The organism is Parahaliea mediterranea (assembly GCF_017255185.1).
Classification (GTDB): domain Bacteria; phylum Pseudomonadota; class Gammaproteobacteria; order Pseudomonadales; family Halieaceae; genus JAFKCZ01.
Genome location: NZ_JAFKCZ010000003.1, coordinates 145,833 through 158,872, shown reverse-complemented (window position 1 = coordinate 158,872; position 13,040 = coordinate 145,833). Strand labels below are relative to the sequence as shown.

Sequence of the window (13,040 nt, the reverse complement as noted above, 5' to 3'; positions counted from 1 at the left end):
TAACGAGGCACGACAAAGATGGACAAGAACATGAGAATCCTGGTGGTGGATGATTTCCCCACCATGAGACGGATTGTACGCAGCCTGCTCAAGGAGCTCGGCTTTACCAACGTGGACGAGGCCGAAGACGGCCAGGAGGCCCTGACCAAGTTGCGCTCGGGCTCCTTCGAGTTCGTGGTGTCGGACTGGAACATGCCCAATCTCGACGGCCTCGAGATGCTCAAGCAGATTCGCGACGACGGTGACCTGAAGGACCTGCCGGTGCTGATGGTCACGGCCGAGGCGAAAAAGGAGAACATCATCGCCGCGGCCCAGGCCGGCGCCAACGGCTATGTGGTCAAGCCATTCACCGCAGCGACCCTGGAAGAAAAACTCGGCAAGATTTTCGAGAAACTGGGCAAATAGACGGGTACTGACCCATGTCAGGAGTAGCAATTATGAGTGGTGAGGCTCATCAGGTGGTCGCGAGTGACGGCCATGCAGGGGATGACCTGGTCCAGCGTATCGGCCAGCTGACCCGGATGCTGCGCGAAAGCATGCGCGAGCTGGGGCTCGACAAAGAAGTGGAAAAAGCGGCCCAGGCCATCCCCGACGCCCGCGAACGGTTGAACTACGTGGCCTCCATGACCGAGCAGGCCGCCGAGCGAGCACTCAACGCCATCGACCGCGCGCAGCCACTGCAGAACGAAATCGAGCAGAAAGCCAAGGAACTCGACGAGCGCTGGCAGGGTTGGTTCGCCGAGCCCATGGAGCTGGATCAGGCCAAGGACCTGGTGCAGGAGACGCGCGCCTACCTGAATACCGTCCCGGAAGTGACCCGGGCGACCAACCAGGAACTGCTGGAAATCATGATGGCCCAGGATTTCCAGGATCTGACCGGCCAGGTCATCAAGAAGATGATGGACGTGATCAAGGAGGTCGAGCACCAGCTGCTGCAGGTGTTGCTGGACGCCGTCCCGGACGGTAGGGACCGCGACGAAATGCAGCGTATCCTGGACGATCCGGGCGCCGGCAAGGAGAAGGCGGAAGCCTCGCTGGTCAACGGCCCGCAAATCAAGCCCGATGGCGAGGACGTGGTCAGCAGCCAGGACCAGGTCGATTCCCTGCTGGACGAACTCGGCTTCTAAACAGCGCCTGGCATTGGGCGGCGCGGCCGTCCCGCGGGCATAAGCGCGAATAAGGCACCTTAGGCGGCGTTTATCGTCGGATCGGTGTGCCGGAGTATTGCCGACAATGGCCGGCACTATTCAGGTATTCCCCCCAGTCCGACATGGCCGACGACAGTAGCGACCAGGAAAAGACCGAAGCCGCCACCCCCCGGCGCCTGGAAAAGGCGCGGGAGGAGGGGCAGGTTCCCCGATCCCGGGAACTGGCCACCTTTATGCTGCTGCTGGGTGGCGTCGGTGGCTTGTGGGCTCTCGGTACCGTGCTGGCCGGGCAGCTGGGGCAGGTCATGGAGCAATCCTTCCTGTTCGAGCGGCGCCAGGCCCTCGAAACCAGCGTGATGGTGACCCATGCGGCGGTCCTCGGCGAGCGCACCCTGTACTCGCTACTGCCCCTGTTCGCGCTGCTGGCCCTGCTGGCGCTGGCCTCGCCGATGCTGCTGGGCGGCTGGTCGCTATCCGCCAAATCCCTCAAACCCCAGTTCTCCAAACTCAATCCCATCAAGGGCCTGAAGCGGCAGTTTTCCAGCCAGGCGCTGGCGGAGCTGGCCAAGGCCGTGGCCAAGTCGCTGCTGGTCGGCGGCGTGGTGGTGTCCTACCTGGTCGCGCATCGCGGCGAATACATGGCCTTGATGGACCTGCCTATTGACCAGGCGCTGGCCAACACCGTGCGCATGGCCGCGGCGGCCTGCGGCTGGATGGTTCTCGTGCTGGTGGTGGTGATCCTGATCGACGTGCCCTACCAGTTGTGGAGCCATGCCAAGAAATTGCGCATGACCAAGGACGAGATCCGCCGCGAGCACAAGGAAACCGAGGGCGACCCTCAGCTCAAGGCGCGCATCCGCTCGCAGCAGCAGAGCGTGGCGCGGTCGCGGATGATGAGCAAGGTGCCGGAGGCGGATGTCATCGTGACCAACCCGACCCACTACGCCGTGGCGCTGCGCTACGACGAGGCGAACATGTCCGCCCCCCGGGTGGTGGCCAAGGGCGTGGACGCGGTCGCCGAACGCATTCGCTCGCTGGCGGCGGAACACCGGGTGCCCTTGATGGAGGCGCCGCCGCTGGCGCGTGCGCTGTATCGCCACGTGGACCTGGATCGCGAGATTCCCGCGGGGCTCTACACCGCCGTGGCCGAGGTCCTGGCCTGGGCATTCCGCCTGCGGCGGGTGCGCCAGGAGGGCGGCGTTTCGCCCGCGCAACCCCGCGACCTGCCGGTGCCGGCGGAGCTTAATGTGCCGGCCGGGGAGGGCCAGGAGCAATGAATACGCTGACCCGTTATTTCGGCAACAGCGGCATGTTCGATCGCGCGCAGATGCAGGTATTGGCGGGGCCGCTGCTTATCCTGCTGGTGATGGCGATGCTGATCCTGCCGCTGCCGCCATTCGCCCTCGACCTGTTCTTTACCTTCAATATCGCGTTGGCGGTGATGGTGCTGCTGGTCAGCATGTTCACGCTCAACGCCCTGCAGTTCGCCGCGTTTCCGGCGGTGCTGCTGTTCACCACCCTGCTGCGACTGTCCCTGAATGTGGCCTCCACACGGGTGGTGCTGATGGAGGGGCACCAGGGGGGCGACGCCGCGGGACGGGTCATCGAGGCCTTTGGCCAGTTCCTGGTGGGCGGCAATTTCGCGGTCGGCCTGGTGGTGTTCCTGATTCTGGTGGTGATCAATTTCATGGTGATTACCAAGGGCGCCGGGCGTATCGCCGAGGTGGGCGCGCGCTTCATGCTGGACGCCATGCCCGGCAAGCAGATGGCCATCGACGCCGATCTCAACGCCGGTCTGATCGGCGAGGAGGAGGCCAAGTCGCGCCGCGCGGAGGTGGCCCAGGAGGCCGACTTCTACGGTTCCATGGACGGCGCCAGCAAATTCGTGCGCGGCGACGCCATGGCCGGCCTGGTGATCATGGTGGTCAATATCATCGGCGGGCTGCTGATCGGCATGTTGCAGCACGATATGTCATTCGCCGACGCCGGGCGCACCTACACCCTGCTTACCATTGGCGATGGCCTGGTGGCGCAGATCCCGGCCCTGGTGATCTCCACCGCCGCGGGTGTCACCGTGTCGCGGGTCAATACCGACCAGGATGTGGGCCAGCAGATGATCAGCCAGCTGCTGATCAACCCCAAGGTCATGGCATTGTCGGCGGGGGTCATGGGCCTGCTCGGCCTGGTGCCGGGTATGCCCAACCTGGTTTTCCTGCTGTTTACCGGACTGCTGGGCGGCGCCGCCTGGTGGCTGACGCGACAGCGTGACAACCGCATTGCCGAGGAGCAGATCAATACCGGGCCGCCGCCGGTTCCCGAGGCGCCGGAGGCGAGCTGGGACGACGTTCAGTTGGTCGATACCCTGGGCCTGGAAGTGGGGCACCGCCTGATTCCGCTGGTCGACCACCGCCAGCAGGGCGAGTTGTTGGGCCGGATCAAGAGCGTGCGCAAGAAGTTCGCCCAGGATATCGGTTTCCTGCCGCCGGTGGTGCACATTCGCGACAACCTGGAACTCGGCGCCAATACCTATGTGCTGACCCTGAAGGGCGCGGAAGTGGGCCGCGGCGAGGCGTTTCCGGGCAAGTGGCTGGCGATCAACCCCGGGGAATTGAGCGGCGAGGTCGAGGGCGAGGCCACCCGGGATCCGGCCTTTGGCCTGCCCGCGGTGTGGATCGACGAAGGGCAGCGCGACCTGGCGCAGGTCTACGGTTACACCGTGGTCGACGCCAGCACGGTGGTCGCCACCCACCTCAACCACCTGCTGCACCGTCACGCCGGGGAAATGCTGGGCCGCCAGGAGGTGCAGCAGTTGCTCGACAAGCTCGGCGCCGAGAGCAAGGCCCTGGTGGAGGACGTGGTGCCCAAGGCGGTGTCGCTGACCTCCCTGCAACGCCTGCTGCAGAACCTCCTCGAGGAAGATGTTTCGATCCGCGACATGCGCACCATTCTCGATACCCTGGCGGAGCGCGCCACCGGCGAGTCGGACGTCGACGAGCTGACTGTGCAGGTGCGTATTGCGCTGGGCCGCGCCATCACTCATCAATGGTTCCCGGGGCGCGAGGAGCTGCATGTCATCGGCCTCGACAGCACCCTCGAACAGGTACTGATGCAGGCCATCAGCGGCGGCGAGGCCATGGAGCCGGGCCTGGCCGACACCCTGATGGCGGAGAGCGCGGCCGCCCTGGCCCGCCAGGAAGAGGCGGGCGAACCGCCGGTACTGGTGGTGCAACCGGCCCTGAGACCGTTGTTGGCGCACTTCCTGCGCCGCCGCCTGAGACAGCTCGTGGTGATGTCGCAGGCTGAAATTCCCGATGACCGCAGCCTGCGGATGACCAATGTGATAGGGGCGAATCAATGACTGTAAGGCGTTTTGTTGGAACCAGTAGTCGCGAGGCGATGCGCCAGGTGCGCGCCAGCCTGGGCGAGGATGCCCTGATCCTCGCCAATCGCCACACCGAGGCGGGCATTGAGATTCTCGCCATGACCGAGCACGACAGTGGCGCCGTGACAGCCGCGGCAGTCGATGCACCGCGTTTCGATACAGTGGCCGCCGATACGGCGCCAGCCGACGTTGCGGCCGCCGATGCTGCGGCAGCCGTTGCTGCGGCAGCCGTTGCTGCGGCAGCCGATGCTGTGGAAGCCAATGTCGCGGCAGCCGACGCCGCGGCGGATTTTGCCGCGGCACCCGCTGCCGCGAAGGCCGCCGCCGAAGGCGCGCGGGGCGCGCCACCCGCTGGGCTTGCCCATCCCGTCGCCGCCGCGACGGCGGCGGTCGCCGAGCCGACACCGGCCGTGTCGTCCGCTACCGGCGACGATTTGCTGGCGGCCCACGAGCGTCTGCTGCGTGAGGTCCAGGAGATGCGCGAACTGCTGGACGCCTCGAGGATGGCGCCGCGGTCCCGGGACGAGGAAGGCCGCACCGGCACCGCCGATGACAGCGCAGGCGCTGACGCCGGCCGCGCCGAAGCCGGCCGCGCCGATGCTGGCCGCGCCGATGCTGGCCGCGTCGAAGCCGTGCGCCGGAATATTCTCGCCGCGGGCCTCGGCGTGGGCCTGGCGGAGGAAATCCTGGCGGCGATGCCCACGGGACTGGAAACGGGGCGGGCGATGGACGCCTGGCTCGCCAGGCAGCTGATCGGGCGCCTGCGGGTGGCGGAGGACGCCGGGGCGGAACTCGACGAGGGGGGCGTGCTGGCGTTAATCGGCCCCACCGGAGTGGGCAAGACCACCACCGCGGCGAAGCTGGCCGCGCGCTACGCCATGCGCCACGGCTCCGAGGGCATCGCCCTGGTCAGCGCCGATCACTACCGGGTTGGCGCCCGCGACCACCTGCGGGTTTACGCCGAGCTGCTGGGCGTGGAAATGCACGCCCTGGAGCCCGGTGACAACCTCGCCGACCTGCCGCGACACCTGGCGGAAAAGCCGCTGCTCATTGTCGATACCGCCGGCATGGGGCAGCGCGACAACCGCCTGGTGGAGCAGATGACCCAATTGGCCGGCAGCGATCGCGCGGTGCGCGGCTTGCTGATGGTCAATGCGGCGGCGCACGCCGAGAACCTCGACGACACCATCGCCGCCTATCGCGGCGCCGCCCGTGCCGGCGGTAGCGAGATTCGCGATGCGATTATTACCAAGCTCGATGAAGCGCCGCGCCTGGGGCCGGCGCTGGCGGCGGTGATGCGCCACGGCCTGCGGGTCAACTTCGTCGCCCACGGCCAGCGGGTGCCGGAGGATCTGGCGCCGGCGGTGGCCCAGGACCTGATCACAGAAGCATTGATGGCGCCGCCCTTGGAGCACGTCGAGGACGGCGCGCGCGGGGGGCGCGACCCCCTGGATCGCAGCCTCACCCTGCACAGCGCCTGGGATGCCCTGAATGGCAGGCTCGCCGGACTGGGCGGGCTGGAGCGGGCCTGGGCCGGTGATGTCCCGGACCCCCTGGACGCCGTGCCGGCTGCGTCAGCGACCCTGGCCTGGTCGAAGGATGGCGCCCCCCTGCCGCTGGCGCTGGATGACGCCGGGCAGGCCCTGGTTCCGCCATCGGCGGGCTGCGCCGTTCGCGAGTTGGCCGATCTTCCCGGCGAGCCCTCGCTGTTGCTGGCCTCGGTGCCCGACAGTCACTCCTGGCTGTCGCTGCTGGAGCGGGGCATCGACTGGGTCGCCACGGCCTCGCACAACACCCGGGTGCGCCACGGCGGCGAGGCGGTGCCGCTGTCCGGCCTGCGCGCGCTGGCGCAGTCCGCCGGGGCGACCACGGTGACCTACCGCGGCCGCCAGGTGCAGCTCCGGCTGCAGCGTGCGCCGGCCTTTCTCACCGCCGGGGGGCGGCGCCGACGCTGCTCGGGCTATCTCCATGCCTGGATTGGCGAGTTGCGCCACCTGGACACCGGCAGTGTGCTCGGCCGCCGCTACTGGTTGGCCCCCGCGGAGCTTGCCGACGCGAGCTGCATCGCGCTGTTCGCCCGGCAGCTGACGGCGGAAGCCTTTTTCACCTTGCGGCGCACCGCCATGGACACCCTGGTTGAACGCCTGCCCGGCTGGCGTGGCCAGACCCCCCAGCTGCGTTACGCCGCCCACGGTATTGCCGCGCTGGCTATCCGCCTGGAGCGCGACAACAGCGACTGGGCGTTGGATATCCGCGCCCAGTTGCTGGCGCTGGGTGGGCGCTCGCGGCGCCGCTCGGCGGCTTCGTTGCTGGCGGCGGTCATGCAGCTGTTCAGCCAGCGCGAGGCCCTGCGTCGGTTGGCGCTGGCCGCGCCCGCCGGCAACGCATGATCGCAGTGGACCAGGCCGAGGGCCTGAGACGCTGGGCGCGCTCGCGCGGGGTAACGCCGGTGCAACGGCAGCGCGCCGAGCGGACCCTGGTCGTGGTCGGCCTGTCAGGGGCGGGTGGCGGTGACGTCGACGAGGTTTCCCGCCTGCTGAGGCACTGGGCGCAGGAGGGGCGCCACTGGGTCGGGGATCCCGGCGACTGGCGCATCGTGCCGATGGACGTGGCCAGCCCCTACATTCCCGTACTGGCGAACCAGCAACCCCGTTGGGGGCTGTGGGTGGAACACGACCGGCAGGGTTTCCGCCGCGCCTTTCGCCAGATCCAGGCCCTGGCGGCGCGGGGCGGCCCCAAGCGCCTGCTGGCCCTGCATCCCCCGACGCTGCCGCGCCGCGGGCTGCTCGGCAACCTGCAGCAGGCGGCGGCGGATTACTTCGGTACCGAATTGCTGGTGCTGGCCCGGTGACCCGCGCCCGTCGCCGGCGACTGGCCGGCGCCCTGGTGGTGCTGCTCGTCGCGCCGCGGGTGATCGCGGCCGCGGGCAGTTGGAGCGGGGAGCTGCCGGGGCTGCGGATAGCTGCCCCGGATCGCCTGTACTGGAGCGACCCCGTGTCGGCGCCCGACAGTGCGCCGGTGGATGGCGGCCGGGTATCGCGTGTCAGCTGGCGCTTCGAGTTGCCGCCGGGCCGGGGGATCGAGGCCTGGCTGTGCGGTGGCGAGCGCTGCGTTGCGTTGCAGCGCCAGCGCGGCGCGAGCACCGCGCTGGCGGGTGCCCCGGCGGGCGGACCGTTCCGCTTTCGCTTTGCCCTGCCGGCGGGGGAGCGTCGTGCGCTGTCGGTTCGCGGCTTGCGCCTGGGGGTGGACTATTTCCCTGCTCCCATTGCGGAAATAACCGCAGGCAAAGGCGTTTATTTGGCGGATGGTTTCGCCCCGGAGGCGGAATAATGGTTGCTGGGAAATCCTATTGGACAGCTTGAAGGCACGAGTCGGATCGCCATGACATACACGGCACAGGGAAAGATTACACAGGAAACACTGTTGCAGGAGTACCTGCCGGCGGTACGGCGACAGGCCCTTGCGCTGCAGGTTAAATTGCCCTCGAGCATCGATCTCGATGACCTTATACAGGCCGGGACGGTGGGTTTACTGGACGCCCTGGGGCGCTTCGACCCTAACGCCGGGGCCGCTTTCCTGCCCTTTGCCAGCCAGCGCATACGCGGCGCGATGATCGACGAGCTCCGTTCCAGGGACTGGTTGCCCCGCAGCGTGCGCCGTCATGCCCGCGACGTCGAGAGCGCGATGCACCGCCTGACCCAGCGCCTGGGCAGGCCGCCGGAGGAGCGCGAGGTGGCGGCGGAGCTGGACATGCCCCTGGACGAATACCAGCAGTTGCTGGGCGATATCAACAACGGTTTCCTGCTGCCCTACGAAGAGATGGTGGCGGAAAGCGGAGAGCCCGCCGCCGGCGATACCGGCGCGCGAACCCCCTTCGGCGCGCTGCTGGAGGGCGAGCAGCGTAAATTGCTGGTCCGCGCCATTGAGGAACTCCCGGAGCGGGAGAAAACTCTGATGGGCCTGTACTACCAGGAAGAGCTCAACCTCAAGGAAATTGGCGCGGTCCTCGGCGTCAGCGAGTCCCGTGTGTGCCAGCTGCACAGCCAGGCCATCAGCCGGCTGCGCAGCCGCCTCGCCGAGCCCGCCTAAAAATAGGGGACGGATACGAATGGCACTTACTTAAGTGAAAAACAGGGTATTTTGCCCTCTGTAGGGTCGAATTCATTCGACCAATAAAGGCGCTCACGGCATCAATGGCCGAATAAATTCGGCCCTACAACGGTTAAGTAAGTACCATTGTGCAGATACCTATTTTTAGGTGTCTGTCCCTCGTTCCTTTCTGGGCTCTGTTTTCAGGCGCTGGCGGGGTGGCGTGCCATCTAAATCCTCAAGAACTGTTCGCTGCTGCCGATATTTGCGGTAGCGGCTGACGGTATGCCTCGAGGCTACCGGCGGTCCCCGCGTGAACTGTCACGACAGATCATCACCCATCGACCTACCGCCAGGAGACGGTATTATGACCAACGAAATCCTTGCCCAGGACAAGCCCTCCCGCTCGCGTGCCGGCCGTCGTTCGCTGATGGCCCTGGCCCTGTGCCTGTTCGCCGCCCCGGGGATGGCCTGTGACGAACCCTCCTTTGACATCGAAATCCCCGACGGCAAAACCGCCTCGGAGAGCGAGATGGCGCAGGCGCAACAGGCGGTCAAGGCCTACGTCTCCGCCGGCGAGGCCTTTATCGCCTGTCTTGAGGACAGTGGCTCGACCGGCTCGCCGGCCTACACGCGCAAGCGCAACGACACCATCGACGGCATGGAAAAGGTGGCGGCGTCATTCAACCGCCAGCTGCGCTACTTCCGCAAGAACAGCTGATCGACCGGCTGATCCGTACCGTCGCCGCCAGCGGGTGGCCGGCTCCTGGCTGGTCGCCCTGCTGCGGCCCGCGCTGGCGGGCCCCGCGTCGGTAAACCCCGCACCGGCAATTCCCGCGCCGGGAACTCCGTGCCGCCATAATAGTTTCTATTGAAACTATATATGCTCCCTCCTATACTGGTTTCCCGCTGAAGACCGCAGGGCGTTCCTGCGCCATAGGAGACTGTACATGGCCGACCTGTTTGATAACCCCATGGGGCTGGATGGCTTCGAATTCGTCGAGTTCACCGCCCCCGAAAAGGGCATGCTGGAGCCGGTGTTCGAAAAGATGGGCTTTAGCCGCGTGGCCCGCCATCGCACCAAGGACGTGGAGCTGTGGCGGCAGGGCGACATCAACTTCATCACCAATTACCAGCCCGAAAGCCATGCCTGGTATTACGCCCGCGAGCACGGGGCGTCGGCCTGCGGCATGGCCTTCCGGGTCAAGGACGCCACCAGGGCCTATAACCTGGCCCTGGACAAGGGCGCCCAGCCGGTGCATGTGGAGACCGGGCCCATGGAGCTTCGCCTGCCCGCGATCAAGGGTATTGGCGGCGCCACCCTGTACCTGATCGACCGCTATGAGGAAGGCCACAGCATCTACGATATCGATTTTCACTGGCTGGAGGGCGTGGACCACAAGCCGAAGGGGCACGGTTTTCACACCCTCGACCACCTGACCCACAACGTGTACCGCGGTCGCATGGACTACTGGGCCCACTATTACGAGGATCTGTTCAACTTCCGCGAGATCCGCTATTTCGATATCAAGGGTGAGTACACCGGCCTGCTGTCCAAGGCGATGACCGCCCCGGACGGCAAGATTCGCATCCCGCTGAACGAGGAAGCCAAGGGGGGCGGCCAGATCGAGGAATTCCTCATGGCCTACAACGGCGAGGGCATCCAGCATATCGCCTTTGCTTGTGACGACTTGCTGGCCTGCTACGACCGCTTGAAAGCCGCGGGCATGTCATTCATGCCCGCGCCGCCGGATACCTATTACGACATGCTGGAAGAGCGCTTGCCGGGGCACGGCGAGCCCGCGCAGGAGCTGCGCACCCGCGGTATATTGCTCGATGGCACCACCGAGGGAGGCCAGCCGCGCCTGTTGTTGCAGATATTCTCCGCCAACCTGCTGGGGCCGGTATTCTTCGAGTTTATCCAGCGCAAGGAGGACGAGGGCTTCGGCGAGGGTAATTTCAAGGCGCTGTTCGAGAGCATCGAGCGCGACCAGCTCGCCCGCGGTGTGATCGGCGCAAAGGAAGACAGCGCGGAGCAGCAGGCCGGCTAACGGAGGAGTTCCGACATGAATATTCGCAAAATCCATCACGTGGCCTATCGCTGCCGTGACGCGAAGGAAACGGTCGAATTCTACAAGCGGGCCATGAACATGGACCTTGTGCTGGCCATCGCCGAGAACGAGGTGCCCTCCACCGGCGAGCCGGATCCCTATATGCACATCTTTCTGGATGCGGGCATGGGCAACGTACTGGCGTTTTTCGAGCTGCCGAACTCGCCGCCCATGGGGCGCGACGAGCAGACCCCGTCGTGGGTGCAGCACATCGCCTTTGAGCTGGACAGTGAAGAGGCCCTGCTCGCGGCCAAGGCCCAGCTCGAGGCCGAGGGTGTCGAGGTGCTGGGCCCCACCCACCACGGTATTTTCAAATCCATCTACTTTTTTGACCCCAACGGCCACCGCCTGGAACTGGCGGCCAATATCGACCGTCCGGGAGACCTGGAGAGCCTGCGTGAGGTGGCGCCGGCGATGATTGAAGAGTGGTCGCGGACCAAGCAAGCGCCACGCCACGCGGCCTGGCTGCACGAACGAGGAGACTGAGCGTGAAACTCGCTTCATTGAAAGCGGGGCGCGACGGCGCCCTGGTTGTCGTATCGACTGACCTGCAACGAAAACTCGCGGCGGGAACCACCCTGCAGGCCGCGCTGGATCACTGGGACGAGGCGCTGCCCAGGCTGCGGGCCCTGGCGGACCGGGTCGACGCCGGGGAGGGCGAGCCCTTCGACGAGGCGGCTTGCGCCTCGCCCCTGCCCCGGGCCTACCAGTGGGCGGACGGCTCGGCCTACGTGAACCACGTGGAGCTGGTGCGCAAGGCGCGCGGCGCGGAGATGCCGCAGAGTTTCTGGACCGACCCGCTGATGTACCAGGGCGGCTCGGATACCTTCCTCGGTCCCCGCGAGCCCATCGTGATGGCCGACCCCGGCTGGGGTATTGATTTCGAGGGCGAGGTGGCGGTGATTACCGGTGACGTGCCGATGGGTGCCAGTCGCGAGCAGGCCGCGCAGGCGATTCGCCTGGTCATGCTGGTCAACGATGTGTCATTGCGCAACCTGATCCCGGCGGAGCTGGGCAAGGGTTTCGGTTTTTTCCAGTCAAAGCCTTCCAGCGCCTTCAGTCCGGTTTGCGTGACGCCGGACCAGTTGGGCGATGCCTGGGACGGCGGCCGCCTGCGCCTGCCTCTGCGCGTGACCTACAACGGCGAGGCCTTTGGCAGGGCCGACGCCGGCGTGGACATGACCTTCGACTTCCCCACGCTGGTGGCGCATGCCGCCCGCACCCGCGCCCTGGGCGCGGGGGCCATCATCGGTTCCGGCACGGTGTCCAACAAGGACAGTGACGGCGGCCCGGGGCGCCCGGTGAAAGACGGCGGCCTCGGCTACAGTTGTATCGCCGAGATCCGGATGATCGAGACGATCCAGCAAGGCGAGCCGCAAACGGCTTTCATGCAGTACGGCGACCGGGTGCGCCTGGAAATGTTCGACGCCAAAGGTGCGTCGATTTTTGGCGCAATCGAGCAGGAAGTCCGGGCGCCGGAATAAATCTGCAAAATCGTCGTGTTCGCTGTTGACCACACTGGGAGTGCTACCTATAATGCACACCCTCGAATTCGGGCACGGCAACACAGTGCTTCGAAGTGAAGTCCAAGGGGTCTTCACGGCGAGATAGTATTGATGCGGGGTGGAGCAGCCTGGTAGCTCGTCGGGCTCATAACCCGAAGGTCGTCGGTTCAAATCCGGCCCCCGCTACCAATTACGCATCACCCGCTCCGTAAACTAGGTGATGCGTTCGGATAAGCCCCTTTTTAGGGGCTTTTTCGTATGTGCAAGAAAGTGCCGGTACGCCGGTGGGAGCGAAGTCAGCGTGGCAAGCAAAGAACAGCAGATCCAGCAGCTGCTGGCGCCTTCGGTGGAAGCGCTGGGCTTCGAGCTGTGGGGCGTTGAATACCTGTCCCAGGGTCGTCACAGCGTACTGCGCATCTATATAGAAAGCGAAGATGGCATCAGTGTCGACGATTGCGCGACCGTCAGTCACCACGTGAGTGGGGTGCTGGATGTCGAGGACCCGATCAGCGGCGAGTACACCCTGGAAGTTTCATCGCCGGGCGTCGACAGGCTGCTGTTCCGGCTTGAACAGTACCCGGCCTATAGCGGTGAGTGGATAGAGCTGCGGTTGCGCAGTCCCTTCGAGGGGCGGCGCAAGTTCAAGGGTGTGCTCAAAGGTATCGAGGGCGAGGACGTGATCGTCCAGGTGGATGACCACGAATACCTGTTGCCCCACGGCGCAATCGAAAAAGCGCGCATTCTACCCCGGGTATGACCGCGCCCTTGACAGGGTGACGGGTACAAGACGAACAGGCGAGGCTTG

The 13,040-nt window shown here is 66.0% G+C and carries 13 protein-coding genes and 1 tRNA gene; all 14 read left to right on the top strand.

Annotated features, from left to right (window positions below; all coding sequences use genetic code 11):
- The first annotated feature begins 18 nt into the window (after window positions 1–18).
- The 14 genes from cheY to rimP all read left to right on the top strand — a co-directional run bounded on the left by cheY (window position 19) and on the right by rimP (window position 12,992).
- Entirely contained in the window at window positions 19–405 is a 387-nt protein-coding gene (gene cheY, locus JYP50_RS04340) for a chemotaxis response regulator CheY (RefSeq protein ID WP_206559250.1), read from the top strand.
- Between the two features lie 32 nt (window positions 406–437).
- Window positions 438–1,127: a protein phosphatase CheZ gene (gene cheZ / locus JYP50_RS04335; RefSeq protein ID WP_206559249.1), complete on the top strand. Its 690-nt coding sequence runs from the start codon at window positions 438–440 to the stop codon at window positions 1,125–1,127.
- Between the two features lie 143 nt (window positions 1,128–1,270).
- Window positions 1,271–2,425, top strand: coding sequence for a flagellar biosynthesis protein FlhB (gene flhB, locus JYP50_RS04330; protein ID WP_206559248.1), 1,155 nt, complete (start codon window positions 1,271–1,273; stop codon window positions 2,423–2,425).
- Window positions 2,422–4,506 carry a flagellar biosynthesis protein FlhA gene (gene flhA, locus JYP50_RS04325; RefSeq protein ID WP_206559247.1) on the top strand — a complete coding sequence of 695 codons (2,085 nt, stop codon included), beginning with the start codon at window positions 2,422–2,424 and terminating at the stop codon, window positions 4,504–4,506. The genes flhB and flhA overlap by 4 nt, the downstream gene beginning before the upstream one ends.
- Window positions 4,503–6,920 carry a flagellar biosynthesis protein FlhF gene (gene flhF, locus JYP50_RS04320; protein WP_206559246.1) on the top strand — a complete coding sequence of 806 codons (2,418 nt, stop codon included), beginning with the start codon at window positions 4,503–4,505 and terminating at the stop codon, window positions 6,918–6,920. The genes flhA and flhF overlap by 4 nt, the downstream gene beginning before the upstream one ends.
- Window positions 6,917–7,381 (top strand): hypothetical protein, encoded by a 465-nt coding sequence (locus JYP50_RS04315; protein ID WP_206559245.1) that lies wholly within the window; start codon window positions 6,917–6,919, stop codon window positions 7,379–7,381. The genes flhF and JYP50_RS04315 overlap by 4 nt, the downstream gene beginning before the upstream one ends.
- A complete protein-coding gene (locus JYP50_RS04310; protein ID WP_206559244.1) occupies window positions 7,378–7,860 on the top strand; it encodes a flagellar protein FlhE in 483 nt (160 codons plus the stop codon). The genes JYP50_RS04315 and JYP50_RS04310 overlap by 4 nt, the downstream gene beginning before the upstream one ends.
- Window positions 7,861–7,911: 51 nt before the next feature.
- The gene (locus JYP50_RS04305) at window positions 7,912–8,619 is read left to right on the top strand and encodes an RNA polymerase sigma factor FliA (protein WP_241262819.1); all 708 of its coding nucleotides are present in this window, start codon (window positions 7,912–7,914) and stop codon (window positions 8,617–8,619) included.
- A gap of 367 nt (window positions 8,620–8,986) precedes the next feature.
- The gene (locus tag JYP50_RS04300; protein ID WP_206559243.1) at window positions 8,987–9,340 is read left to right on the top strand and encodes a hypothetical protein; all 354 of its coding nucleotides are present in this window, start codon (window positions 8,987–8,989) and stop codon (window positions 9,338–9,340) included.
- 229 nt (window positions 9,341–9,569) lie between these two features.
- Window positions 9,570–10,670, top strand: coding sequence for a 4-hydroxyphenylpyruvate dioxygenase (gene hppD, locus JYP50_RS04295; RefSeq protein ID WP_206559242.1), 1,101 nt, complete (start codon window positions 9,570–9,572; stop codon window positions 10,668–10,670).
- A gap of 15 nt (window positions 10,671–10,685) precedes the next feature.
- Entirely contained in the window at window positions 10,686–11,216 is a 531-nt protein-coding gene (locus tag JYP50_RS04290; protein ID WP_206559241.1) for a VOC family protein, read from the top strand.
- A gap of 2 nt (window positions 11,217–11,218) precedes the next feature.
- The gene (locus JYP50_RS04285) at window positions 11,219–12,214 is read left to right on the top strand and encodes a fumarylacetoacetate hydrolase family protein (RefSeq protein WP_206559240.1); all 996 of its coding nucleotides are present in this window, start codon (window positions 11,219–11,221) and stop codon (window positions 12,212–12,214) included.
- Window positions 12,215–12,347: 133 nt separating this feature from the next.
- A tRNA-Met gene (locus JYP50_RS04280) sits at window positions 12,348–12,424 on the top strand.
- Between the two features lie 112 nt (window positions 12,425–12,536).
- Window positions 12,537–12,992, top strand: coding sequence for a ribosome maturation factor RimP (rimP, locus tag JYP50_RS04275; protein ID WP_206559239.1), 456 nt, complete (start codon window positions 12,537–12,539; stop codon window positions 12,990–12,992).
- The last annotated feature ends 48 nt before the right edge of the window (window positions 12,993–13,040 follow it).